We start from the raw sequence: 23,553 nt of genomic DNA, 5'->3' as shown, positions 1-23,553 counted from the left end.
ACCACGTTACTATTTCAGGAGAATAACAGAATCATTGCAGTAAACTTTCAATTTACGTGCTATTTTATGTGAAATAGGTCACACAGTTATCTAATATTACAAGAGTGTTACAGAAAACGAGTTTCATAGACTCCATTTAATGTTTTGTAACACAAAGTTAGGGTAAGTTACGACTTTTGAGCGGGATAGGATGTTCGGTTTCTCTTTTTGAGATGTTGCTGTGGTTAGGTTGTGTTGTGTTTGAAATGCCATTTTCTTTCTGCTTGAAGTCCTTGGGATGTTCTTTGAGGTCCGCGGAGCAACCTTTGAAGTCCGCGCAAACCCTCGCGGAGTCCGAGGAACACTCCTTAAAGTCCTGGTAAAGCTCGAAGTCCGAGGAACAACCTTTGAAGTCCGCGCAAACCCTTGCGGAGTCCGCGGAACATTCTTTAAAGTCCTGGTAAAGCTCGATGTCCGCGGAACAGCCTTTGAAGTCCGCGCAAACCCTTGCGGAGTCCGAGGAACACTCCTTAAAGTCCTGGTAAAGCTTGAAGTCCGCGGAACAGCCTTTGATGTCCGCGCAATCCCTCGCGAAGTCCGAGGAACATTCTTTAAAGTCCTGGTAAAGCTCGAAGTCCGCAGAACAGCCTTTGATGTCCGCGCAAACCCTCGCGGAGTCCGAAGAACACAACCTCTTGTCCTCGCAAGTACGGATTTCATAGAAAAAAGACAAGCGCGCAGGCTTGTCTCCTCCAATTAATACTTTTCAGTTGGTTGCTTGACCGGGAACCAGCCCGTTACGTTTAAAATCTTCTCCCATAGAGCGTCTGGAATATCAAGTGCATCTTGGTTGGTTGGGTCGATTTCTGTCAGCAACAAGTCTTCTTTGCCTTCGACTAGTTTTGGATACCATTCTGGGTCCGTCACGATCGGTCGTCCGATGGCGAACAGCTCTGCGTAGCCGGAAGCAGCCGCTTGGTCGATTTCGCTCTTCGTATTGAGAGAGCCGACGCCTACTAGTGGAGTTCGGCCAGCAATGATTTCAGCAAATCGTGCGATTCGAGGTGTGCCCGTTTCGTCCGTATAAGATTGATCGAAGAACTCTCCAAGCGAGATATGAAGATAATCTAAGTTTTCGTCAGCTAGCTTGTCGATCAGCGCGAGCTTTTCTTCTATTGTAAAGCCCGGGTCCGTGTTCTCTTCTGGCGAGAAGCGATAACCAATAATGAAGTTGCTTGGCGCGAGCTCTTTTGCAACGCGTTTCACTTCTGCAACGACTGCAAGCGGGAATGCCGAGCGGTCTTCGCCCCATTTGTCAGTGCGACGATTCGAATGTGGCGAGAAAAACTGGTGGATCAAGTAGGTGTTGGCACCATGGATTTCGACGCCATCAAATCCTGCTTCGATGGCACGACGAGTGGCTTCACCAAACGCACGGATCGTTTCTTCGACTTCGTCTGCTGTTAGTTCGCGCGGTGTTTCTGCCCCGTCTCGAGGATATGCGACTGCACTTGCCGATACAGGCGTGCCCCCATTTAGCACTTTGCTGTTTGACTGGCGACCCGCGTGGAAAATTTGCAGGATGGCTGTGCTTCCGTTGTCTTTGATTGCAGAAGCGAGTCTTTTCAAGCTTGGAAGGCGGTCGTCGGATTCTGCACCGATCGAATAGATGAAGCCCGCTCCTTGTGGCTGAACGTAAGCGCATGCTGTGATGACAGCACCGATTCCGCTTTTCGCACGGCGAGCATAATAAGCTAGTTCTTGGTCAGAGACATCTCCGTTAATTTCTGAAGAATAGGTCGTCATCGGAGCCATCATAATGCGGTTTTTAAGTGTCGCTCCGTTTGGTAATGTGAGGGGGTGTTGCCAATTGGTAGTCATGTGCGTCTCTCCTTCATAGATGTTGTTGATTTTAGCGTACTGAAGTGAGGCACGGAGTTCAAGTGAGGCGACTCGAATTATTCGGATTTCGAAGGAATTGAAAAAGGCGCCCCGAAAGGCACCTCCTGGTGGATAGCGGTTCACAGAGCGCTTTAATCCAAAATTATTAAGCTAACAAGATGGCAGCTGCTTGATCGAGCTCTTCGTACGATACGTTTAGTGGTGGCAGCAAGCGGACGACAGCTGGTCCTGCTGGCACGACCAGCAAGCCCTTAGCCTGCATTTCCGCTGCGAACGCTGCGCTATCCCCGACGACGAGCCCCATGAGTAGGCCCATACCGCGCACTTCGTATTTAGCTGAGAGCTTGTCAGCAAGGTACGCTGCTTTTTCTTTTACTTCTTGTAAGAAAGCTGGTTCAAAGACTGTAGATACGACAGTGTGTGAGACAGCCACACCTAGAGCGTTTCCGCCATATGTTGTTCCATGCGAACCAGGTGTCAGCGAGACGCCGACTTCTGCTGTCCCAAGGATGCCTCCGATTGGGAAGCCGCCTCCTAGACCTTTCGCAAGAGACACGATGTCCGGTTTCAAAACGGTTTGCTCGTACGCGTAACGCGTGCCAGTGCGGCCGATTCCTGTCTGCACTTCATCGACGATCAGCAAGATGCCATTGTCGTCGCAGAGCTGTTGGATGGTCGCCGCGAATTCTGGGGTCGCCGGGTTGACGCCCCCTTCGCCTTGAACGATTTCCAGCATGATGGCGGCCGTGTCTTCCGTGACTGCAGCTTTCAAGGCTTCTGCATCGTTGAAAGGCACATGTGTGAACTTCGAAACAAGCGGTCCGAAGCCATTTTGAATTTTATCTTGCCCAGTTGCGGACATTGCACCGAATGTGCGACCGTGGAATGAGTTGTTGAATGTGATAATGTGGTGCTTGCCAGTATGGCGGCGCGCGAGTTTGATGGCCGCTTCGTTCGCTTCTGCTCCACTGTTACAAAAGAAGGCGTGTTCGAAGTGTGTGCCTTCTGTAAGAACCTCCGCTAAACGTTCTTGCCCACTACTTTCGAACAGGTTCGAGACGTGCCACAGCTTTTCAGACTGTTCATGAAGTGTGGCGTTGATTTTTGGATTCGCGTGACCTAGTGCGAGCACTGCGATTCCAGCGATAAAATCTAAGTATTCGTTGCCGTCTGCATCCCAGACTTTCGTGCCTTGTCCTTTGACTAGTTCAATCGGACGGCGCGCGTAGTTTTGGAACAGGCGGCTTTTGGTTGTTGTTTCAGGCATTCGTGTGAACCTCCTTGATAGGTCGCGTGAGTAGTGGGTTGACGGCCTTTACAGTGGTGCCCATGAGCGTGTCGTCGGTGATCTGCACCGCACGAACCCCTGCTTCTAAGCAATCGAGTGCAGCTTGCACTTTCGGGATCATCCCCCCATAAATTATACCATTCGCTATCCACTTTCGAATTTCCTGCTCACTCACGGAACGAACGGTTTCCCCGTCTTTCTTGATTCCTGGGGTGTCGGTGACGAGTAATAACGATTCCGCTTGAACGCCTGCTGCGATGCCGGATGCGAGAGTGTCTGCGTTGATATTGAGTGGAGTTCCTTCTATTGTAGTACCTACACACGCGACGACCGGAATGATGCCGGCTTTCAGAAGCAACTGGAACTTCTTCGCGTTGACTTCTGTGACGACACCTACCTCGCCGTACGTCTGGTGGTCGAGGTAGTTTGAAGCAAAGACTCCGTCAAAACCGCTGAGACCTGCCGACGAGATACCCGATGCATTCATCTTCCCAACGAGACGCGCATTGACGTCCCCGATCAAGATGTTGCGAATGGTGTGGATCATCTCAGGAGTCGTGACGCGGATGCCGTTCACAATTTCAGAGACGATGCCTTGTTCAGCAAGCGCACTGTTGATGTCGGGCCCGCCCCCATGGACGATAATCAGGTTTTGTCCGGCATCTACGCGTCGTTTCAAGCTCTTGATAAAGGCTTGCGACAGATTGGCGAGCGTGCTACCACCAATTTTGATTACGTGGCAATTAGGAACGATAGCTTGCGTTGATTTGGACGTAGTCATACGTTAAATCGCACCCCCATGCACGACCTTCGCCTGACCCGTGGTGCAAGTCGACGGAAATCGAGATCTCGTGCTGCTTCAAGTAGTTCATCGCTTGGTCTTCTGAGAACTTCACCGGTTCGCTGTCTTCGACGACCAAGATGTCTCCGAGCTTGATGGTGATGGTATCCGGATTGATCTGCATGCCGCTATAGCCGACTGCAGCGATGATGCGACCCCAGTTCGCGTCGCAGCCAAAGACGGCTGTCTTCACGAGTGGTGACCCGACAACGGTCTTCGCAATCTTGCGTGCTTCTTCGTCTGAGACCGCACCGGTCACGTTCACTTCAATAAGTTTCGTCGCGCCTTCCCCGTCTTTCGCAATGAGTTTCGCTAGGTCTTGTGAGACCATTTCAAGGGCATCTACAAAAGTCGACCATTCTGGATGAGTTGGTGTTAGTGTATTGTTGCCAGCTAAACCGTTCGCGAGAACCAGGACCATGTCGTTCGTCGATGTGTCCCCGTCGACCGTGATGGAGTTGAACGTTTTTTCTGTGACGCTAGAGAGTGCTGCTTGCAGGTCTTCCGATTCGATTGCAGCGTCTGTCGTGATGAACCCGAGCATCGTCGCCATATTCGGCTCGATCATGCCGGAGCCTTTTGCGACACCTGCGATAACGATTTCTTTACCGTCGATAGTTGTTGCATAAGACGTACTCTTCATGACCGTGTCCGTCGTCATGATGGCTTGCGCGAAATCAAGCGCTCCTGTCAGTTCATCGTTTGCTTTCAACTTCGAAACACCGTGGATGATCGGTGCCATTGGAAGCGGTTCGCCGATGACTCCCGTTGATGCGACGCCAATCAAGTTTGCCGCGATGTTGAACTGGTCTGAAGCGAGCTGCTGCATCGCGAGGGCATCTAGATGACCTTGCTTCCCTGTACAGGCATTGGCATTTCCCGAGTTCACAAGGATGGCTTGCATCTTTTTCGTGTTGTAGACGACGTCTTTTGTGACTTTTAATGGTGCCGCTTGAATAGCGTTCGTTGTGAAAACTCCTGCTACCGATGCCGGCACGTCACTGATGACGACGGCTAAGTCCTTTTTCTTATGCTTGATACCACAGTGTATGCCCGTTGCCGTGAAGCCTTTCGGCGAAACAAGCGATTTGCGTTCGATTTTTTTAAGTGTTGGGGTGATGGTCATTTCCATAGTAGGTGCTCCTTTTTGTAGCTAGATCATGAGAGGCACGACAGTCAGACCTGCCTTCTCATCTAGTCCACACATCAGATTCATATTTTGAACGGCTTGTCCGGCCGCGCCTTTCATCAAGTTGTCAATCACGCCGATAATTGTTGCCCGGTTCGTCCTCGGGTCGACAGCGATTTGGATGTCGCAATAGTTCGAGCCGTACACTTGTTTCGTGCTGAACACCTGCTTGTCTTCGAATACCCGGACGAAAGGTTCGTTGTCGTAAGCGACGTGCAAGGCTTCAGTCAGATGTTTCTCCGTGGTTCCTTTCGTGAGCGGTGCATAACTCGTCGCCATAATACCGCGTGTCATCGGGACGAGATGGGTGTTGAAAGAAAGAAGCGGCTCGCTTCCCGCAATCGTGCGAATCGTCTGCTCGATTTCTGGGATGTGCTGGTGCTGATTGATTTTATAGATCGAGAAGTTCTCGTTCAGTTCGCTGTAATGGGTCAGTTGGGACGGCTTGTTGCCTGCTCCGGATACGCCACTTTTCGCATCCGTATAAAGTTGCGAGGCATCAATCAAGTTTTCTTTGAGTAGCGGCAATAGACTGAGCAATGTAGCCGTCGGATAGCAACCCGGATTTGCGATGAGCTCGGCTTGCTCGATTTGTTGCCGGTTCCACTCGGGAAGTCCGTAGATGGCTTGCTGTACGGCATCTTGTGGTGCTGCAGGCTTTCCGTACCATTGTTCATATATGGATGGATCTTGAATCCGGAAATCTCCGGACAAGTCGATCAGTTTGGGTCCTGTACCGAGAAGTTTCGGGAGAATGGTGGAAGCGACTCCAGCCGGAGTGCCTGTAAAGACGACGTCTAGCTTGCTGAGCGCTCCTGTTTCGATGGCTTGAAGTGGTTGTTCGAGAATATTCGTTAGATGTGTATATTTATGCGAAATTTGTATATTTTCTCCCGAGGAGGAAAACACGTGGATTTCATCGACATGAGGGTGATTGGTGAGAAGGCGAATAAGTTCGAGCCCTCCGTATCCGGTAGCCCCTATAATTCCAATTTTCATAGCGAGATCAGCTCCGTTGTCAAACAAGTTATTTTCTAGTATACGACTGCATAATTATAAAGTCAATTGTATTTTAATCCTCAGATGTGAAGAACGCTGCTCTAGAAATCTTGTGAAAATCGGGCATGTCCGTAGAGGCGTTTTGTGCCTCTATGGATGTGATCGATTTTTGCGGGGATTTCTGGCGTTCGCAACTCGATTACTCTAGATGTGGAAACATTTCCCTATCTGGTACCTGTGCATCGCACAATTCTGATTATGAACGACAATTGCATAGAGATACAAAAACTACCTTGGTAGATCAAGGTCGCCTGGATAATTATAGAATTGTAGTGTATTGTGCGATGCACAGGTACATTACAAAAAACATTTCTCCTTCACACAAAAAAAGAAGCGCCGAGGCGCTTCTGGTATCCAATCATTTGTCGTCATTTTTATTTTGTTGCCCTGGAGCCGACTCGGACTTTCCTGGTTTATCTGTGGATCTCTCAGACTCGTCCTTGTTTTTGTGGGACTTATCTTGTGAGTTTCCAGGCTTGTCTTTTGAGTTTCCATTCTTGTCTTTTGATTGCCCCGGGTTGTCACCAGATTTGCCGGGTGTTTTTCCCGACTTTCCTGGAGCTTCCCCAGATTTTCCAGGAGGCTGCGCTCCATTTGCTGGAGTCTGTCCTGATTTACCGGGTGCTATTCCCGATTGGCCAGGTGTTTCGCCCGTTTGGCCAGGTGCTTTTTCGGAGTTGCCTGGCTTGTCCTCATCTTCAGGTTTTGTAGCTTGCTCTTCATCTGTTTCGACTGGTTCTGAAGTGACTGGCTGAATTTCTTCAGCAGGCTCCTCGTTGGTTACAATAGCTTCTTCTGCTTTTTCGATGGCTGTAGTGAGTTGACGCTCGACGGCGCCATCACGTGGTTTGTCGTAGGTGATCTTCGCTTGAGGCTTTTCCTTAACGATTTCGACTAAAACTTTAGAGAGCGCCTTGTCTTCCCACGAATGCTCCTCGACTCCTTCGACATAAATGACGGTTCCCTCTTTATCAATTCCGAGCTCGATTCGTTCACCGTTCTCGAGCTCCACAAACGCATAAGCTTCCGGAATGTCACTGAATGATGCACCAAAGATAAGGACCATGGTAGCCGCAATAGCTAGAATTGGAGTAAGTGCAGGAGATTTGGTCAATTTGAAAGGCGCTTTGTATTCTGTGAAATGCGCGTATTCTCCAACTTCAGCGTCAGAAGCTGGAATGCCCTTCATGAATTCGCCGTCTTCTGTTAAGAAAATTGAGTAGTCTTCCTTTACGTCCATTACAATTCCAAAGTGCGTCATCATTCTGTCCCTCCTTTCACGATATGCTGGATTGTGGTGAACTCGCCTGTAAGTAGGACGACCAGTGCGATAATGTATTTCCTGTGGCGCTCGAGTGTCTTCCTTGAGACATCGACGAGCTGCTCGATTTCTTTTAAAGGCAACGTCCGCTTCGCCTCTAAATGCTCGACGAATTCCGGAATATCTGCGATGATGCGGGCTACGGCAATCATCGTCCGCCTGGAGTCCTCATGCTTCGGTGCGATGCGGCTGAGCTCTTCAAAGGTTAAGTTATATGGGAAGAGCGCTAGCTGGTAGCTCGCTATATCTTCTTGGCGTTGTGTTTTCAGCTGATGTTCGCTGTAGGCGTCCATGGCTTTACGGGTGAGCTCGATATCTGCAGCTTCTCCCGATACCGCTTGGGCCACGCGCACTTCTTTGCGAATGAAATCAATGATGCGCCGCTTGATGATCAGATGGGCAAACGTCGTCAGTTTCGCTGAAGCGCCCGGCTCGTAGTTTTCAACGGCCTCATGGAAAGCTTGAAAGGCGATACTAAATTCTTCGTCTTGCTCATCGATGGTTCGTTTGCATACGAACGAAGCGGTCTTTTTAATAAAAGGGGTGTGGGTAACGAACAAGTCGTGCAGAGCCTGTTCGTCCCCTGCTTTTGCTTGTTGCACGAGGTGCAGCTCGTGTTTTTCATGGTTTGTAAACAAGGCGAAACGCATAGCACCCCTCCGTTCTGTTAAAATCACGTCTCTTCTATTTTAGCATAGAAGCTTGTGGTGAAAAGAACAGAACTGTGTTGGTTGTCAAATTGAGTCGCTCAATAGACCGCACCTTCAATGTGATATTTGAATGGATCTACATAGTACTATTCGATTAGGTTGTGGGGTTTTTGGGGGTGGTTCAAAAAAAGTGAAACAGGCTGTTTAGAAACTCTTCGGGAATCGGGCGTGCCCAGTGAGACGCTTTTTGTCTCATTGGGTGCGATCGATTTTTGAATGGGTTTCTTGCCTGCGCAACTGGATATGAAGAAAAATGGAAAGTTTTTTGCTCCCAGGGAAGCCGGAAGCATTCTTCATCATTGGAGCTATAGGTTTAGAGCGAGTAAGAGGAAAGGGTTCCCAGGGAACGTAAAAAGAGGCGCCGAGGCGCCTCTTGGAGTAGGAGTGAGTTGGTAATTTTAATTGTTGCCTTTACCCTTTTTCTCTTCTGCTTTAGCTTTCTTTTCTTCAACTTTTGCTTTTACTTCTGTTACTTTTGCTTCTGCCTTAGCTTTTGCTTCCTCGGCTTTTGTTTGAGCCTCAGCTTTCTTTTCTTCTGCTTTCGCTATAGCTTCTGCAGCTTTTGCTTCTGCCTTCGCTACAGCTTTATCCGCTTTCGCTTGGGCTTTCGCTACTTTTTCTTCAGCTTTTGCTTGAGCAGCAGCTTTCTTTTCTTCAGCTTTCGCTTTACCTTTTTCAGCTTTTGGAGCAACTACTGCCTCAGCTTCTTCAGTTGATTCTTCAGCAACTGGCTCTTCGATTACAGGTTCTTCAACGACTGGCTCTTCTTCAACTGGAGCTTCTTCATTCAATGCATCCAGTTGCGCTTGGAACTTGTCGATGTTTTTCTGGATAGCGGCACGTGCTTGGTCGCTTCCAACTTGATCATACACTTTAGTCATGATGGCAATTTTGAATGCCAATTGTTCTTTCTTCATTTCAAGCTCTGTTTCTTCATCAACAGGCTCTTCTTCTACTGGTTCTTCGACTGGAGTTTCTTCGTCGTCACCTGGCTCTTCGACTTCAGTATCGTCGTCGCCTTCATCTGTTCCAAGCTCTTCAATCTTTGCTTCGAAACGTTCGATGGCTTGTGTCAACAATGCAGAAATTTCTTCGTCATCGATCATAGCAATCAATTCGTTCAATTTGGCAATGCGCTCTTCGTAAACTGCGATGAGTTCTTCAGAAGTTGGCGCTGTCTCTTCGTATAGGTTGTCGTTTTCAACGTCTACTGGATCCACAACTGGAGTCTCTGTTACGTCTTCTACGTCATTTACTGAAACGGATTTAAATTCGTCTGCCCATGCATACGATGCGCCTGTTACTGTCATAGTCGCGATCATAGCTGCAGCTGTCATGCGTTTCCACTTACGATTTTTCATCTTCCATCACCTCATAGAGAGAATTTCACCGCTTGAACGGTGCACGCGTATCTATTCGTGAGGTCCTAGAAAGTTTTTGGGGGTAATATTGAATTTTCAGGTAATTCGACTCACTTGGTTTGTATAATCTGCGTGTAGCGACCTATGATAATATGATTATTTTACCTTTTTGTGGAAACAAAATCCTTTTTATTCTTTTAAGTCCTTTCTAGAAAGTCTTTTGAGTCTTAAAGCCCTTACTAGTAAGACCTTAAGACATTTCTAGAGCGGCGTCCTTCACTTTTCCGATTCTATCGAGTTGCAGGCGTTAGAATGCCTTCCTCATCTAAAACTTGTCTAGTTGCGAACGCCAGAAATCCCTGCAAAAATCGTTCGCATCCATAGAGGCAGAAAGCGCCTCTACGGACACGCCCAATTTTTACAAAATTTCTAGATCGGCGTTCTTCACTTTTCTAAATAAAAACCCACCCCCATCAGACGACAGGAGTGGTGCGTTTCACTTTTTGCTTTTTGTAGAGGTCTTCAGCAGCTCCGGAGCCAAGCATGACGCCCGCTACGATGAACAAGAAGCCGATTATGTGGCGAAGTGTCAAGATTTCGCCTAGGAAAATGCTAGAAAGAATCATTGCAAATAGCGGGTTCAAGTTCATGAAGATGGCGGACTGGGTAGCCCCCGCCTGACCGATCGCATAGTTGTAGATCATGTGGCCGAGAGCAGTCGAGATCAGACCCGAAGCTAGGAACAGAAGCCAGAACAGTGGCGGTGCATCGAGAAATTCGACCATGCCTCCTGGTTCCAGAATCAGACTCGTAACGATGAGCCCAATTGACCCAACTCCCATCATATAAGCTGTCATCACGCGCGGGTCGAGAGTTCGGGCGGCTTTTACGACGACCATATAGCTCAGTACTTGCGAGAAAATCGAGATGAAGATATACAGGTCGCCGATATTGGTATCGAGCCCTGTTGAGCCGACGAGCACCGCAATCGTGACGCCTGAAATCCCAAGAAGCAAGCCCAGCCACTGCAGCTTCGATGGGAAGTACTTTAAAAAGATGGCTGCTGAGATGGCTGTTAAAATCGGCCCCATGCCAAGGATTAACCCTCCCGAAGTTGCGGAAGTGACCGCTAGCCCGAGATTTAAGAACAGGTGGTGCAGCAAAACGTTCGTCAATGAGCCCACCAAGATGTATTTCCATTCACGCTTCGTAGGAAGTCGTAATATTTTTAAGAACTTGAGAATCAAGAACACGGCTAGGCTCGCCATCAAGATTCGAATTCCCGTTACGGTGACTGGCGGCACATGGGTTCCGATGAACTTTAGCATCGGGACATTTGCGCCCCAAGCGAACATGACACCGACGAGCATCCAGTAAATTTTCGCTCTGCTCATGGTCCGCCTCCTTTCTTTAGTAGCGATAAACTTCGCGCTTAATCGCTAGACTGAACACGATGTAAGCAATGAGCGACAGCACGACCGGAATGACCACAGTGTGAATGTCGAGCAAATTCCCGTTCGCTGTATTGTAAAAGTGCAGTGCAATATAAGTACCAATACCGGTCACCATCGAAGCGATAGCTCCGTACTTGTTGCCGTACTTCCAGTAGAGACCGAGAACAATCGGCCAGATGAACGCTGCTTCTAGACCCCCGAATGCAAACAGGTTCAAGAAGATGAGTAGCTCTGGAGGGTTCACAGCTAGCAGGAAGACAATCGTACCAAGCACAGCAGTGACTCCAAAACTCATTCGCTTTACCGTTTTCATCGACGCGTTCGGTTGAATGTAGCCTAAATAGACATCTTTTACGACAGATGAACTGACAAGCAGCAGGAGCGAATCGACTGTCGACATGATCGCAGCAAGTGGTGCGGCAAGCACAATCCCAGCAAGCCACGGCGGTAAGATATCGAGTGCAATGACCGGTATAACCGTATCTGCGACTTCAATTCCTGGCTTCACGGCACGTGCGAACACACCGATCAAGTGCATGTTCAGCATAATGAAACCGGTCACGATGGTTCCGATGACAAGCGCTCGGTGCATCCCGCGAGACGTTTTATACGACATCGCTCGAACCGCAATCTGTGGTAGTCCGACTACCCCGACACCAACTAAGATCCAAAAAGAGGACACATAAGCAGCTGATAAGTTACCGTCACTTCCATATGGCGTGACGAGATTCGGATTTTCAGTCAGCAAGTCTTGCATGATGTTAGGTACTCCGCCCCCTGCGATGATGACCGCAATGAGCAAGATCGTAGTTCCGATGACCATGATAGTTCCTTGCACCGCATCCGTCAGGGCCACAGCTCGGAAACCACCTGTCGTCACATACACAAGAACAGAAATGACAAAAATAAATAAGGCCGATGTATAGCTCAGTCCAGTGACTGTCTCAATCAGACGTGCTCCCCCGACCCACTGCGCTGTCATAGCCGAGAACAAGAAAATCACGATGGCGAAGGCAGAAAGAATGGCCACAACCGGGCTGTTGTAGCGAGCTTTTAAAAAATCAATGAGCGTCACGGCTTGGTATCGTCTCGCTAGAATGGCGAACTTCTTCCCTAAAATCAGCAGAACGAAATACCCGGTCACCACTTGCGTCATCGCAAGCAGTACCCAACCAAAGCCCATCGTGTAAGCCGTTCCAGGTCCTCCTAAGAAACTCGAAGCACTACCATATGTAGCGACCATGGTCATCGCCAGGACGAAGCCACCAAGTTCACGCCCCCCAAGGAAATAATCATTTAAAAATCCTGATGACTTGTCACGTTGCCGGCTGGCAATCCAGCCTGTCGCAAAGATAGCCACTAAAAAGAAAACGAGTGGTGCAATCACTTGCCAATTCATCGATCTGCCTCCCCGTCTTCTTCAAACGACACTTCTTTCAGCACAAACTTCGTGACGAAAACAATCGTGATAGAAATTAAAATAAATCCTACGATGGCGCTATAGAAGAACCAATCTGGAAAGCCCCAGATGTAGCGGTACTGTTCGACCGGTCGGCTTCCGAGGCCATAGGCGAAACCGAACCACCACAGGAAGTGGGCTATCGCAATCCCGACACCAATCTTCGCTTCCCGGTGCGCAATTTTAAAACGCGGATCCATGACGTCCCTTCTTTCGTTTGTCTAAATTTGTATGTAATGTTGTCAGTATACTCTTTTTGCCCTAGATGTGGAAGGCGTTGTTCAGAAATGCTTCGGAAATCAGGCGCCCCAATTGAGGCGCACTTTGCCTCGGTTGGGGTGAATGATTTGTGAATGTATTTCTAACGCCTGCAACTCGATATCACCTAGATGTGAAAGGCGCCTAAAACAAAAACCACCTTCAAAAGAAGGTGGCCATCTAGTTATTCTACCGGCTCTTCGACCGGAGCGTCTTTGTATTGATGGAGAAGGAATGCCAAGTAGTCACGCCAACCCAGAGCTTTCACGCTTTCCCAGCTTGGTAGCTCAAATGGATGCGGCAAGAAAGCAGGTGCGTTATTGCGACGGAATTTGTCGTCGAGCACAAGTTGGCCGTTCACCAAACCATCGCTCACGATGATCGATTGCGTTTCAGGCATATCGAATGCAATCGTCACAGGAATGCGACCGATAGTGCCTTGTTGCGAGATCGAATAGATTTCAGCGTACTCGAGATCACGTACAATCGTCCAATCGTCTCGAAGGCGCATCGCATTAGTGGCTTCATCGATTGTGATTGTCACGTTGACATTCGCACCAAATGGCAACTCCGTAATGGTTTCACTAGGAGTAATCTGTACTTCGTAAAGTGGCAAGTCCGGTTGTTCTTCGAATTGCCCGTGGATTTCTTTCCAGCGGTTATCTGTTACGGGAACGGTGCCTTTAGCAGCCGTTTCAGCTGAATAGAATTTTGCCAGATGGGTAGAATAGGCTTGAACCGGTTGAGTGGGTTCAATCTCATGCCAGTTTTTCTCTTCGACGAAGGTCACGAGTGTCGCTTCGTTTGGAGTGATGTGAACGATGACTTGTGTTTCGTATTCTTCAACCTTTTCGACGACACCGTCAATCGGGCTGACGAACTCTGGAGCTTCCGATGTGCTTGTGAGCTGGGCATCCACGACAGCCAGTTCACGCTCCACTTCTGCAATTTTTTCTTCGATGGCTGCCATTGCACTGTCATAGGTAGCATCTTCAGAAATCTCGACGTCTACGTTGGAGGTGACGGTCACATCTACCACTTCATCAGTAGAGCTTCCGCGGCCTGTTGAAGTCCCGCGAGCTGAAGTCGTCGAGTTAGAACGGCTCTTAGCTGTTCGAAGTGTGGAGAGGACGGAATTCAACTCTCGAAGCTCTGCTTCATAAGCTCCCGAACGTGCATCCCACTCGGCACGTTGTTGGTCGATATCTGTCGTATCTAAAGTAGCGATAGGCTGCCCGTTTGTGACAGCGTCTCCTTGTTCAACGAGGACGTCTTTTAATTCTTCTCGATTTACAGCTAATGCAAATGAAGTCGTCGGCACTGCCACCGCTTCTTTTTCAAGCTCGCGCTTGTAGTCCCCTTCTGCTACTCGTACATGATCTTCTATGTAGTAGTTGCGAGACACGATGCTGTCTTCTTTAAATACCAGAATGGCATTCGCTGCGACAAAAGCCGTGATGGCAATGGAAAGACCAATTATGTACAATCGTGTCTTCATCATAGCGCACCTCCTGGCAACAAGCGGTCAATCGGAATGACACTGATGAGAGCGACGACTGCTGCAAACAGGATGGTCATCCCAATCAGAATGACTAATAAGACTTTTGTAGAAACTGTTGTGAAGCGGCGTAAAAATTGGAGTTGGATGGCAATAACAACGCCCGTAAATACTGAGAATTGATTAAAGAAATAATGGAAATAGCTATGATCTAAAAATTGGGCAGCTAATGGGCCAAAGGACAGGAACGACAAATGCGTCGTATATCCGACCAAAGCGAACACGAAAAACAGTAAGGCCTTCTCGATCACTAGAGTGGCAATCACGTAAAGCTGCATGACGGCGGCAATCCGAACTGGAATTTTCGTGAGGAGATGCAACAAATAACTGACTCCAAAGAAATGAAAACTGAAATAGACGAGTGCCCAAAGGATGACCGCAAACAGCGAGACCCAGCGCGCAATCGCGTATGTATCTGAGAAACCAAGTACGTAAATAGATGTGAGTGAAGTGGTTGTCATCCCCCACACGTCCATGAGTATGTATAACGCTATAGTACACGCCAGCAAAATGCCCACGCGTTTTTTTAAGCCTCGAATGGTTTCAGTTTCAGCGAGGTTCTCTAACAAGTAGCCTCTGGTGAAAAAATACCGCCAAAAATGAAATTCTAAAAACATGATAGACCTCCTCATCCATAAGGATAATTCTAGCATATTTTTGATTCAAGGGACGTATGTAAAAGGGTTCAAAAATGAAATTAATTTTCGTGAAACTTTTGAGTGGCTGAAACGACTACTTTACTAACAGAAAGGGGCGGATTATTATGCGGCAATGGCTCGACTTGTCGTTCAGTTGGGGGGATATCGTATTTGGAGTAGTGGGCTCCACGGTTTCGGTGATTCTCTATCACTTGTTCTCATAAAACAGTAAAAGCATCTATCTAGCGGCGGTTCGTCCAGATAGATGCTTTTTATTGAGTTAAATTACACATAGCTACCTCCATCATGTTGTGTGGCTAATAATTGGTAGAACAAATCGAGGTCTCGGTGCGACAAGGCGTCGTCCATTAGACGTTCGAAGTTTTCACGCTCGAGTGCATGGATCAATTCCATGACTTCTTCACTGTTTTCTTGTTCTGCGACGGGTTCAATCAATGTCTTTAGATGGTCATGAACGTCCGAGACTAAGAGCAGTTGATAGAGTGGCAGGCGAATGAAGCGGTTGCCTTTTTGGAACACAAACACTTCTGACAAGTTTTCCACTTGAAGCGTGTCCCGATTCAGGACGATTTCCTTTCCTTCAACCGGAATGAAGCTGAACACTTCATCGTCTTTACGCAGTGAGAAGTATTGGTAAGCAAATACGAGTCGAATCTTGTTATCCTTGACTTCAGTATGGAACGGTTTCATCATCTCAACATGTAGCATGTTCTCCCCCTCCTTTAATTTAGAATATTCTGTTTTTATTAGTGTATCATATTCCCTTATTCTTGTGCATAAAAACATCTTTGTTCACAAAATTATAATAAAACAGCCTAGGCGATCGCCTAGGCCATTGTCATTTAATGGCCTCTCTTTTAGGGGGTCGACCTTCTAAAAAGAACCCTATCCCCTTATCATGTCGAATCGACACTTTTTTATAAGGAAGGTTGTCGATCTCTTCTTTTGATAATTGTCGATTAGTTTCGAGGATGAACGTTGGAGTTTCAAGTGTGAATTGAAGTTCACTTTTATAAAGACACTCTTGTGCCTCTGCCTTGTTGCAGCGCTCAATCAGAATTTGTACGTTGGTGTGTTCGTGGTGGATGGGGTGTAGTTTGAAAAAAGTAGCATACCGTGTCATTTAGGATCTCTCACTTCATAGAAATTTTTTCCTGCAATTTGGTTATATACCAACTAAATTGGATTTTATTTCTTTTTACCATTTTGGTAATTAACAACTTCACATCGTGCCGTATCGCTATTCTGACGATAGTAGAGTAGAGGTGATTACGTTGAAGTTTCATGAGAAATTACGCGCATTTCGCGATGAACAACTGAATATTTCACAGAAAGAAGCGGCCCTTCTCTTGGAGGTCTCAAACGTCAATCTCTCTCGTTACGAAACTGCTGAACGGCAACCAAGTCTAGAGTTTTTGCACCGCATACGTACCAAATACAAGATGACAGATGAACAGTTCCTAGACTTGCTAACAGAAGATACGACTGTCAGAAAGCCGATGGAAACGTTCCTTGAACAAGCCCATGAAACGCAAAGTCGTTATTATAGTCAGTTTTCGGAATTGCTTGCTGAATTGATGGACGAAAAGAGTTTCCGCTTGCTGCTTCTTTATCTGCGAGATCTTTCAGAAAAAGAACGCAAAGAGCTCCTGGCACAAGTTGTCGAACAAATAGAACAATCGTAAACATGGATGTGAAATTGCACATCCATGTTTTTTCTTTGCTTAAAAGACGTTATAATGAAGGATAGTCTTTTAGAAATGTGTGGTGAACCCCTGTGAAAGGGATGACAGTTCAGCGTCTTTTGACGTTCTATGAAGAACCTGTTCAAGATTTTATGAAACAACTGGATCAGGACCTACTTGCAGGTGTGGCTCAAGACGATTCTCTTGTGCGAAGTGCCCAGTCCTTTGTACGTAATGGCGCTGTGCAACTGGTCGACTATGCACCTGTGCGTCACGAAGCGGATTTTGTCGTGCGAGATGTACAGGATGCCTATGTTCATGTCTCGTTTTATGAGCAGCTCTCCTGCTCTTGCAGCGGACGAAAGACGTGCCGCCACCAAGCAGCTGTACTTTTCTATTTGTATCAACATATCGATTCTCTCAGTGAGTGGGTGAAAGCTTGGCGTTCTAAAGCAGACCGTCAGTCCATCAGTGAAATCCAAAACAATCGAACCCCTCTTGCTTGGGAACAATATGCGAATACCCTACTCAACCAGCTCGTCATCCAAGATCATGCATCGAGCTTTTTCTTGATGGAGTTTGCACTTGGAGATTACAAACGCCAGATGCAGCGCATCCGTCCATTAGAACGGGAGTGGCATGTCCTGTTTGATTCAAGCGTGACACTGATGACCTTGATCAAGCTGTGGCCGACATTTAATAGCTTTAGCCGCGAAAATGAGCGAGGACGTGTTCGCTATTATTTGGATGAGACCATCCAAGACTTGAAACACCAGTTCAAACAACTGCACGGGCAACCCCGCTTCTTTGCCGCTGACCCGTTTTATGAGCGCATCGAGCGCTACGTAAAATACTTGCTGACAGATGCTGAAGGGTACTTTTCACAGCGCAGTGAGCTGTATACGCATTACTGGACAGAGCTCGGCACGCAAAAACAAGCTCGCGTTAAAGAACTCGACTTTTTAGAGAAGCATAGCGAGACGAAAGACGGCCACTCCCTGTTGCAGCTTCGTCAGCTGTTTTATTTCCAGCTCGGACAGACCGAACGTTTACTTGCGACGATGAAAGATGTTCCGGCTGAAGAGGTCAGCAGTTACTTATCTCTCATCCAGTTCGCTATCGAACAGCACGAGATTCAAATGGCAACACAGTTGTTTGAGCGCTTGCTCCCTGCTATTGAAACCTTTTTAGATACAGAAGTCCGGGCATCTCGCTTGATTTACACATTGCGAACGATGGAACGTCAGCTTGACCTGTCAGATACGGCGAAGCTTCAGTTCTACCGCATGTTGATTCCGTTCACGCTCGAACCGTATTCAGGCTATCTAATTGATAACGAGCGCTACGAGGAGTGGGCCGACTTGCATCTCTATTGTCAAAGCGGCATCACGTATGCAGAGACATGTGGCCTTGACCTTGTAAAGGAACACGCCCCATTTGTTGTGATGCCTCTTTACCATCTAAATGTAGTTCGTGAGATCAATGAAAAGAAACGCGATAGCTACAAGCAGGCGGTTCGTCATCTGAAGAAGATGAAACAGCTTGCAAAAGCTGCCAACGAGACGGTCTACTGGAATCAATACGTACAAGAGATCCGTGAAAAATTCCGTCGCTTGCGGGCCTTCCAGCAAGAAATGGAGAAAGGAAATCTAGCACTGTGAAACTTTTTTCGATGCCACTTTATGTGGAAAAACTAGATGGGGGCTTCGCTGTGTCGAGCCCTGAACGACCTGACCGTTTGAAGACCTTATTATATGGAAAACACCGTGACAGCTATTTTGGCCTACCCGTCGAAGATCAAAAGGGCAAGTTTGTCATGTCATGCCTCGATGCCATCGATTTGTTACCGAATCCTTCCAACGTCTTTGAATTTTATGGTCACGACCCGGCATCTGCCGCTCAGCTCGCGGCAATCACAGAAGCGGCTTCCATTTGGAACCGAACAGACCTTTGGGAACATGTGGAGTTTGATGTGAATAGTCTTTTTGTAACGGCAAGTCAAGATGAGGCTGTGACTTCAATTGTCGAGACAGCCATTTTACAGAAAGCACGCCAGGCTGCGTTTTCCTATGATGACTTAGTGAGCTTACAGGACTATTTCAAAAATGGTGGCTGGCCGATCCATAAAGTAAAACAACATCCAGACATTCATGTAGCACTTCGACTCATGGAGCCTGAAGACCCTTCAGACGATTGGATCCTCGAGACTGTCGTACGTGGTGTGCGCAGTTCTAGCTACTGGACACCTGCTGCGAAAAAACGATTCCTCTCTATTGAAGAAGCCTTACCACCAAAATGGGCAGACCTTGGTGACGTCATCCGGAACTTTCAGCGAGGCATCATCCCATTTGTTTCGGTCGTCGATGAAGAAACGGATTCGTTTTACTACGTTCCACTTGATGATCAGCAAGTTCGAGACTTCTTGCGTCATGACCTTGCAAAGCTTCAAGCATTCGGCTACGACGTCGTGCTCCCTGCATGGCTCAAAGAAATCAAAGAGACGAAGATGCAGGTCCGTGCTTCAGCAAGTACCGGTCGCTATAAATCAGCAGCGGGCCTCGAGCAGATCATCCAGTTCAACTGGAACTTCTCACTTGGTGACCAGGAAATCAGTGAAGAACAGTTCCGCCAGATGGTCGAAGAAAACCGTTCGTTCATTCGTTCAGGCGACCAGTGGTTCCAGATTGATGCGCAGTGGATTCAAGAGATCCGCAAGCTACTCGACCGCTCCGAAGAAGAAGAGTGGACCGTGCGGGATCTGTTGTTCCAAGAGCTACCGGAAGAATTGACGCTACCGGCTGAAGATGAGGACGACGATGATCCGTTAATCCAGTTCCAGTTGCACCAGTCTTTAGAGAGCTACCTGACACAACTTCAAGAGAAAAAGGCATTCCCGGAAGTTCCTCCTTCCCCACGCCTGTTGACAGAGCTCCGACCGTACCAGCAGCTTGGTCTGAACTGGCTCGCTTTCATGCGAAACGAATCGTTCGGCGCTATCTTAGCGGATGACATGGGACTCGGGAAGACTGTTCAATTGATTGCGTATTTGTTACACGTTCACGAACAACAACCTGGTGGCAAGCCTTCTTTAATCATCTGTCCGACGTCTGTACTCGGGAACTGGCAGAAAGAGCTTCAGAAGTTTGCTCCTTCCCTTCGCGTCTCGACTCATTACGGGTCCAACCGCGGCGAAATCACGACAGACGCTGATGTCGTATTGACGACTTACGGAATTGCCACTCAAGACGCCGAAACGCTCCAGCAGATTGCTTGGAGCTCGGTGACGCTTGATGAAGCGCAAAATATTAAAAATATGCAGACGAAGCAGTCGCGCGCGATTCGCAAGTTGCGAGGAGTGCACCATATCGCTTTGACAGGTACGCCGGTCGAGAACCGCTTATCTGAGCTATGGGCGATCTTTGATTTCATTCATAAAGGCTATCTTGGTTCGTACAAGTCATTCCAAGAGACGTATATGGCCCCGATTGAACGGGATGAGGACGAGCAGGCGAAGCACCGCTTGCGGATGAAGATCCAGCCGTTCTTGTTGCGCCGGACGAAACGAGATCCCGACCTGCAGCTCAACTTGCCTGAGAAGCTTGAACAGAAAGAGTATTGCGCTCTGACGACCGAGCAGGCGGCACTCTATGAATCGTTGATCCAAGAGTCCGTAAGCCAGCTCGGCAATCTGAGCGGGTTTCAGCGGAAGGGGTTGGTCCTCAAGATGCTGAGCAAGTTGAAGCAGTTATGTAACCATCCAGCGCTTTACTTGAAAGAACCATTTGATGATGCGGAGACCATGCTAGAGCGATCCGCGAAGCTTGCGGGTATCGTGTCGCTTGCGGGTGAAATCGCTGCGAGAGGTGAACAGTGTCTGATTTTCACGCAGTATATCGGCATGGGACATCTACTGCAACACTGTTTCAGTGAACTCTATGACATTGACAGCCCGTTCCTGACGGGTAGTATGCCAAAAGGACAGCGCGATCATTTGGTCGCATCGTTCCAGGCGGGAGAGTTTCCGATTTTCTTATTATCGCTCAAGGCTGGCGGAACGGGACTCAATCTGACAGCTGCTACTCATGTGCTTCATGCCGACCGCTGGTGGAATCCAGCAGTCGAGAATCAAGCAACAGACCGTGCGTATCGCATCGGCCAACAACAGTTTGTGCATGTGCACAAGTTCTTGACGATTGGAACAATTGAAGAAAAAATCGACACGCTCCTTGAACAGAAACAATCGTTATCGGACGAGTTGATCCATTCAAGTCAGTGGATCACGGAACTGAGTGACGATGAACTGACAGACCTGTTGACACTTTCCTGATAATCATATGACGCGGCTTGTTATCCCCATACCAAGCCGCGTCACATACGAGATGAGCAACACATGGCGACGTATTTTTTCATCAAACTGGAGTTGTATTTGGTGTAAAATCAGCAGGAATCTCAAAACGGTCTTCAGCTACTTCGACTCGGTCAGCGGGTTGTTCTTCCTTGCGTTTCGTTGCCAAGAATCGTATTTCTTCTACAATGACTTCGGTGACATAGATGCGCGTGCCTTCTTTTTCATAGAAGCGCGTATGTAGCCGCCCGGTCACGCCGACTAAGGAGCCTTTCCCGCAATATTTGACGGTCAGCTCTGCCAGCTTTCCGTAGATGGTACAATTGATGAAATCTGCTTCATCTTTTTTGTAGCCATTGGGAACTGCCATGCTGAAAGATGTCACGCTCTTCCCTTCCGATAAGGTACGGAGCACAGGGTCCTTCGTCAGTCGGCCGATTAATGCAACCTTGTTCACATGTCTCACCTCCCTTCTGCACACAGCATACGGGAAATGGATCCGGTGTGGCAAATCGGTAAAATGAAATTATCTGACGGAATTCGCTAAGATAATTTGTCAAATGGGCGTGAAAATTTCATTTTGAAGCCAAAACCGCCCACACAATTTAAAGATGACCTGATTGACCATTTTTTGAAACTTTTTTCTAGAAAGGTTGGGACAGTCTATGAAAACATTCAAAGTGATCGAGGCGTCCATCTTAAGTGAGCATGAATCCAAGCTGATTCCGCTTGAAGATGGCATCATCATCAACCAAGAAAATGAGGCTCGCTCGTGGGCCATCGAGTTGTTCACGACAAAAGACTTGAAAGCGTATTTCGATGATCTTGTAGCTTCGCAAGAACTAGTGGAAGCTCGTGTCGTCATCTCTTACCCAGAGAATGAACCTGCGCCGTTCGAAATGATGGCGTACTCTGTGAAAGCTGTGGGGGATTCCATCTCCGTCCTGCTTCGTGGAACATTGAAGCGCGCTCGACGCAAATATGCGGAAGGCTTGCTTGCAGAGTTAATCGAGGACGGCTTTGAAGGAGACGATCTTCTTGTGCGCTTCGAGAAAGCGATGAAAGAGCGTCCGACGCTGAAAAAGGGCGAGGAATAGAGCTTAGCTTTAACGACCTTGACGGCTCAATTGACTCCCTTGACGCACTGATTAACGCCTTGGGTACTTTGTTTAAAGACCCTGAAACTCCCGTTAGCGACCCAAGTCATTTTATGGAAACCAATCACACACCAAAAAACAGGACTGGCCCACATGGCCGGTCCTGTTTCTCGTTCTACTCGTCTTGGTTGTCGCGATCCTTCATGTCGATGTCGTCTTCCATCAGGTCTTCGTTTTTCGTGTTCGGATCTTTCATCATGTCTTTATACGTGTCTGTGTTCTTGTCACGCTCGGTCGGGGAGACAACGTTGCAATTCTTAGGCATCATGTCATTATCGTTGCCGTTATTGTATCCGTCATTCCCGTTCATCTGGTCTCCATTCGTTTCCGGTGGCGTGACGTCTGGCACCATCTCCTGCGCTTCTTCTCGCACATCCTCCATCGGCGTCTCATTGGCTGGTGGAATCGTTCGGTCGGTTCCGCAGGCACCAAGGACAAGGACGGAGCTGGCAATTGCTGCAACTAGTGGCTTGCGCATTAAAAAACCTCCTTTCCGCTTCGACTGATCACTACACAAGTGACTGCTGATACTCTGTTACGGAAAGGAGGCTTTATTCGTTTACAAAATCAGTTTGTCGATTCCTCGACTTTTGGCCCAATTGCAAAAAGGATGTCTGCTTCACAAGCAATTTCCCCATCAACTGTTGCAATTGCATGACCTTTACCAATTTGGCCGCGTAGACGCGTTAATTCCACTTCAAGTCGAAGTTGGTCACCTGGCTTTACTTGGCGTTTGAAGCGGCAGTTGTCGATGCCTGTGAAGAACGCAAGACGTCCTTTGTATTCTGGCATTTGAAGAACTGCAGTTGCTCCGACCTGTGCTAATGCTTCTACAATCAAGACTCCAGGCATTACTGGATACCCAGGGAAATGGCCGTTAAAATAGTCTTCATTGATTGAAACATTTTTTAAGCCTACCGCACGCTTCCCTTCTTCGATTTCTAAAATGCGATCCACAAGTAAGAATGGATAGCGGTGTGGCAAAATAGCTTGAATCTGTTCTGTCGTTAACATATCAATTTCCCCCTATTTGCTCGTGCCGTTCATGATATCTAAAATATGCTGATAGGTTTCCCATTTAAGTGCGTCTGATGCATCGCCGCCGCCTAAAATCGCATAGCCGACTGTTAAACCACCTGCTACTGCACCTGCCACAAGCAGAAGAACGAGAAGTACACGAAGCCAAATTGGGAGTAAGCGAATTTGGACCCAGCGTGTTGGTTTTTGCGGTTTGGCAGTCTCCGTATTCTCTTGTCCCTCTTCATTTTTCGCACGCACGGCTTTCACCTGTTTGCGAGTTACTACTTTTTCTTCTGTCATTCTGTGAA

General features: G+C 47.8%; 23 protein-coding genes. 5 read left to right on the top strand and 18 right to left on the bottom strand.

What is annotated here, in order from left to right:
- Positions 1-277 precede the first annotated feature (277 nt).
- Positions 278-739 (top strand): hypothetical protein, encoded by a 462-nt coding sequence (locus CQS04_RS06910; protein ID WP_100353425.1) that lies wholly within the window; start codon positions 278-280, stop codon positions 737-739.
- Here the strand turns inward: CQS04_RS06910 and CQS04_RS06905 are convergent.
- The 14 genes from CQS04_RS06905 to CQS04_RS06835 all read right to left on the bottom strand — a co-directional run bounded on the left by CQS04_RS06905 (position 736) and on the right by CQS04_RS06835 (position 15,746).
- Positions 736-1,860: an NADH-dependent flavin oxidoreductase gene (locus CQS04_RS06905; RefSeq protein ID WP_100353424.1), complete on the bottom strand. Its 1,125-nt coding sequence runs from the start codon at positions 1,858-1,860 to the stop codon at positions 736-738. The two genes, CQS04_RS06910 and CQS04_RS06905, sit on opposite strands and share 4 nt — an antisense overlap.
- Before the next feature lie 166 nt (positions 1,861-2,026).
- Positions 2,027-3,148 carry an acetylornithine transaminase gene (locus CQS04_RS06900; protein WP_100353423.1) on the bottom strand — a complete coding sequence of 374 codons (1,122 nt, stop codon included), beginning with the start codon at positions 3,146-3,148 and terminating at the stop codon, positions 2,027-2,029.
- Complete coding sequence (gene argB / locus CQS04_RS06895) at positions 3,141-3,950, bottom strand: acetylglutamate kinase (RefSeq protein ID WP_100353422.1); 810 nt, start codon at positions 3,948-3,950, stop codon at positions 3,141-3,143. The genes CQS04_RS06900 and argB overlap by 8 nt, the downstream gene beginning before the upstream one ends.
- Entirely contained in the window at positions 3,913-5,136 is a 1,224-nt protein-coding gene (gene argJ / locus CQS04_RS06890) for a bifunctional glutamate N-acetyltransferase/amino-acid acetyltransferase ArgJ (RefSeq protein ID WP_100353817.1), read from the bottom strand. Before argJ ends, argB begins: the two co-directional genes overlap by 38 nt.
- 27 nt (positions 5,137-5,163) lie before the next feature.
- Positions 5,164-6,198, bottom strand: coding sequence for an N-acetyl-gamma-glutamyl-phosphate reductase (gene argC / locus CQS04_RS06885; protein WP_100353421.1), 1,035 nt, complete (start codon positions 6,196-6,198; stop codon positions 5,164-5,166).
- 418 nt (positions 6,199-6,616) lie between these two features.
- Positions 6,617-7,522 carry an anti-sigma factor domain-containing protein gene (locus tag CQS04_RS06880; RefSeq protein WP_100353420.1) on the bottom strand — a complete coding sequence of 302 codons (906 nt, stop codon included), beginning with the start codon at positions 7,520-7,522 and terminating at the stop codon, positions 6,617-6,619.
- The gene (gene sigI / locus CQS04_RS06875; protein WP_100353419.1) at positions 7,519-8,229 is read right to left on the bottom strand and encodes an RNA polymerase sigma-I factor; all 711 of its coding nucleotides are present in this window, start codon (positions 8,227-8,229) and stop codon (positions 7,519-7,521) included. Before sigI ends, CQS04_RS06880 begins: the two co-directional genes overlap by 4 nt.
- A gap of 458 nt (positions 8,230-8,687) precedes the next feature.
- A complete protein-coding gene (locus tag CQS04_RS06865; RefSeq protein WP_100353417.1) occupies positions 8,688-9,650 on the bottom strand; it encodes a hypothetical protein in 963 nt (320 codons plus the stop codon).
- 473 nt (positions 9,651-10,123) lie between these two features.
- On the bottom strand, positions 10,124-11,044 hold the full coding sequence (locus tag CQS04_RS06860) for a DMT family transporter (protein WP_100353416.1): 921 nt from the start codon (positions 11,042-11,044) through the stop codon (positions 10,124-10,126).
- A 16-nt stretch (positions 11,045-11,060) separates the two neighbouring features.
- Complete coding sequence (gene panF / locus CQS04_RS06855; RefSeq protein WP_100353415.1) at positions 11,061-12,503, bottom strand: sodium/pantothenate symporter; 1,443 nt, start codon at positions 12,501-12,503, stop codon at positions 11,061-11,063.
- Positions 12,500-12,763: a YhdT family protein gene (locus CQS04_RS06850; protein ID WP_100353414.1), complete on the bottom strand. Its 264-nt coding sequence runs from the start codon at positions 12,761-12,763 to the stop codon at positions 12,500-12,502. The genes panF and CQS04_RS06850 overlap by 4 nt, the downstream gene beginning before the upstream one ends.
- Positions 12,764-13,005: 242 nt before the next feature.
- The gene (locus tag CQS04_RS06845; RefSeq protein WP_100353413.1) at positions 13,006-14,322 is read right to left on the bottom strand and encodes an efflux RND transporter periplasmic adaptor subunit; all 1,317 of its coding nucleotides are present in this window, start codon (positions 14,320-14,322) and stop codon (positions 13,006-13,008) included.
- Positions 14,319-14,996: a hypothetical protein gene (locus tag CQS04_RS06840; RefSeq protein WP_100353412.1), complete on the bottom strand. Its 678-nt coding sequence runs from the start codon at positions 14,994-14,996 to the stop codon at positions 14,319-14,321. The genes CQS04_RS06845 and CQS04_RS06840 overlap by 4 nt, the downstream gene beginning before the upstream one ends.
- Before the next feature lie 306 nt (positions 14,997-15,302).
- Positions 15,303-15,746: a transcriptional regulator gene (locus tag CQS04_RS06835; protein ID WP_100353411.1), complete on the bottom strand. Its 444-nt coding sequence runs from the start codon at positions 15,744-15,746 to the stop codon at positions 15,303-15,305.
- 566 nt (positions 15,747-16,312) lie between these two features.
- Here CQS04_RS06835 and CQS04_RS06825 point away from each other — a divergent pair.
- The 3 genes from CQS04_RS06825 to CQS04_RS06815 all read left to right on the top strand — a co-directional run bounded on the left by CQS04_RS06825 (position 16,313) and on the right by CQS04_RS06815 (position 21,050).
- On the top strand, positions 16,313-16,723 hold the full coding sequence (locus CQS04_RS06825) for a helix-turn-helix domain-containing protein (protein WP_165775477.1): 411 nt from the start codon (positions 16,313-16,315) through the stop codon (positions 16,721-16,723).
- A gap of 92 nt (positions 16,724-16,815) precedes the next feature.
- Positions 16,816-18,384: a hypothetical protein gene (locus CQS04_RS06820; RefSeq protein WP_100353408.1), complete on the top strand. Its 1,569-nt coding sequence runs from the start codon at positions 16,816-16,818 to the stop codon at positions 18,382-18,384.
- Positions 18,385-18,395: 11 nt separating this feature from the next.
- Positions 18,396-21,050, top strand: a complete 2,655-nt coding sequence (locus CQS04_RS06815; protein WP_100353816.1) for a DEAD/DEAH box helicase — start codon at positions 18,396-18,398, stop codon at positions 21,048-21,050.
- A gap of 82 nt (positions 21,051-21,132) precedes the next feature.
- On the opposite strand, the gene CQS04_RS06810 is transcribed toward CQS04_RS06815, so the two are convergent.
- The gene (locus tag CQS04_RS06810; protein ID WP_100353407.1) at positions 21,133-21,525 is read right to left on the bottom strand and encodes a single-stranded DNA-binding protein; all 393 of its coding nucleotides are present in this window, start codon (positions 21,523-21,525) and stop codon (positions 21,133-21,135) included.
- A 208-nt stretch (positions 21,526-21,733) separates the two neighbouring features.
- Here CQS04_RS06810 and CQS04_RS06805 point away from each other — a divergent pair, with 208 nt between their 5' ends.
- Positions 21,734-22,165, top strand: coding sequence for a YwpF family protein (locus CQS04_RS06805; RefSeq protein ID WP_100353406.1), 432 nt, complete (start codon positions 21,734-21,736; stop codon positions 22,163-22,165).
- Between the two features lie 175 nt (positions 22,166-22,340).
- Here CQS04_RS06805 and CQS04_RS06800 read toward each other — a convergent pair whose 3' ends face one another.
- The 3 genes from CQS04_RS06800 to CQS04_RS06790 all read right to left on the bottom strand — a co-directional run bounded on the left by CQS04_RS06800 (position 22,341) and on the right by CQS04_RS06790 (position 23,545).
- Entirely contained in the window at positions 22,341-22,703 is a 363-nt protein-coding gene (locus CQS04_RS06800) for a hypothetical protein (protein ID WP_100353405.1), read from the bottom strand.
- Between the two features lie 89 nt (positions 22,704-22,792).
- Positions 22,793-23,239, bottom strand: a complete 447-nt coding sequence (gene fabZ / locus CQS04_RS06795) for a 3-hydroxyacyl-ACP dehydratase FabZ (RefSeq protein ID WP_100353404.1) — start codon at positions 23,237-23,239, stop codon at positions 22,793-22,795.
- A 12-nt stretch (positions 23,240-23,251) separates the two neighbouring features.
- Positions 23,252-23,545, bottom strand: a complete 294-nt coding sequence (locus CQS04_RS06790) for a DNA-directed RNA polymerase subunit beta (RefSeq protein WP_100353403.1) — start codon at positions 23,543-23,545, stop codon at positions 23,252-23,254.
- Positions 23,546-23,553 lie beyond the last annotated feature (8 nt).

The sequence above is a fragment of the Chryseomicrobium excrementi genome (genome assembly GCF_002798305.1).
In the GTDB taxonomy this organism is placed as follows: Bacteria; Bacillota; Bacilli; order Bacillales_A; family Planococcaceae; genus Chryseomicrobium; species Chryseomicrobium excrementi.
Note: the sequence above shows the minus strand (reverse complement) of the source record. Positions and strands in the feature narration are given on the sequence as shown.

Bases quoted from the DNA above. Each gene is read 5' to 3' on its own strand.
- CQS04_RS06790 (WP_100353403.1), bottom strand. From the start codon at position 23,545: ATGACAGAAGAAAAAGTAGTAACTCGCAAACAGGTGAAAGCCGTGCGT.
- sigI (WP_100353419.1), bottom strand. From the start codon at position 8,229: ATGCGTTTCGCCTTGTTTACAAACCATGAAAAACACGAGCTGCACCTC.
- CQS04_RS06850 (WP_100353414.1), bottom strand. From the start codon at position 12,763: ATGGATCCGCGTTTTAAAATTGCGCACCGGGAAGCGAAGATTGGTGTC.
- CQS04_RS06865 (WP_100353417.1), bottom strand. From the start codon at position 9,650: ATGAAAAATCGTAAGTGGAAACGCATGACAGCTGCAGCTATGATCGCG.
- CQS04_RS06805 (WP_100353406.1), top strand. From the start codon at position 21,734: ATGAAAACATTCAAAGTGATCGAGGCGTCCATCTTAAGTGAGCATGAA.
- CQS04_RS06845 (WP_100353413.1), bottom strand. From the start codon at position 14,322: ATGATGAAGACACGATTGTACATAATTGGTCTTTCCATTGCCATCACG.
- argC (WP_100353421.1), bottom strand. From the start codon at position 6,198: ATGAAAATTGGAATTATAGGGGCTACCGGATACGGAGGGCTCGAACTT.
- CQS04_RS06910 (WP_100353425.1), top strand. From the start codon at position 278: ATGTTCTTTGAGGTCCGCGGAGCAACCTTTGAAGTCCGCGCAAACCCT.
- CQS04_RS06905 (WP_100353424.1), bottom strand. From the start codon at position 1,860: ATGACTACCAATTGGCAACACCCCCTCACATTACCAAACGGAGCGACA.
- panF (WP_100353415.1), bottom strand. From the start codon at position 12,503: ATGAATTGGCAAGTGATTGCACCACTCGTTTTCTTTTTAGTGGCTATC.
- CQS04_RS06900 (WP_100353423.1), bottom strand. From the start codon at position 3,148: ATGCCTGAAACAACAACCAAAAGCCGCCTGTTCCAAAACTACGCGCGC.
- CQS04_RS06840 (WP_100353412.1), bottom strand. From the start codon at position 14,996: ATGTTTTTAGAATTTCATTTTTGGCGGTATTTTTTCACCAGAGGCTAC.
- CQS04_RS06815 (WP_100353816.1), top strand. From the start codon at position 18,396: ATGCCACTTTATGTGGAAAAACTAGATGGGGGCTTCGCTGTGTCGAGC.
- CQS04_RS06860 (WP_100353416.1), bottom strand. From the start codon at position 11,044: ATGAGCAGAGCGAAAATTTACTGGATGCTCGTCGGTGTCATGTTCGCT.
- CQS04_RS06880 (WP_100353420.1), bottom strand. From the start codon at position 7,522: ATGATGACGCACTTTGGAATTGTAATGGACGTAAAGGAAGACTACTCA.
- CQS04_RS06835 (WP_100353411.1), bottom strand. From the start codon at position 15,746: ATGCTACATGTTGAGATGATGAAACCGTTCCATACTGAAGTCAAGGAT.
- argB (WP_100353422.1), bottom strand. From the start codon at position 3,950: ATGACTACGTCCAAATCAACGCAAGCTATCGTTCCTAATTGCCACGTA.
- fabZ (WP_100353404.1), bottom strand. From the start codon at position 23,239: ATGTTAACGACAGAACAGATTCAAGCTATTTTGCCACACCGCTATCCA.
- CQS04_RS06800 (WP_100353405.1), bottom strand. From the start codon at position 22,703: ATGCGCAAGCCACTAGTTGCAGCAATTGCCAGCTCCGTCCTTGTCCTT.
- argJ (WP_100353817.1), bottom strand. From the start codon at position 5,136: ATGACCATCACCCCAACACTTAAAAAAATCGAACGCAAATCGCTTGTT.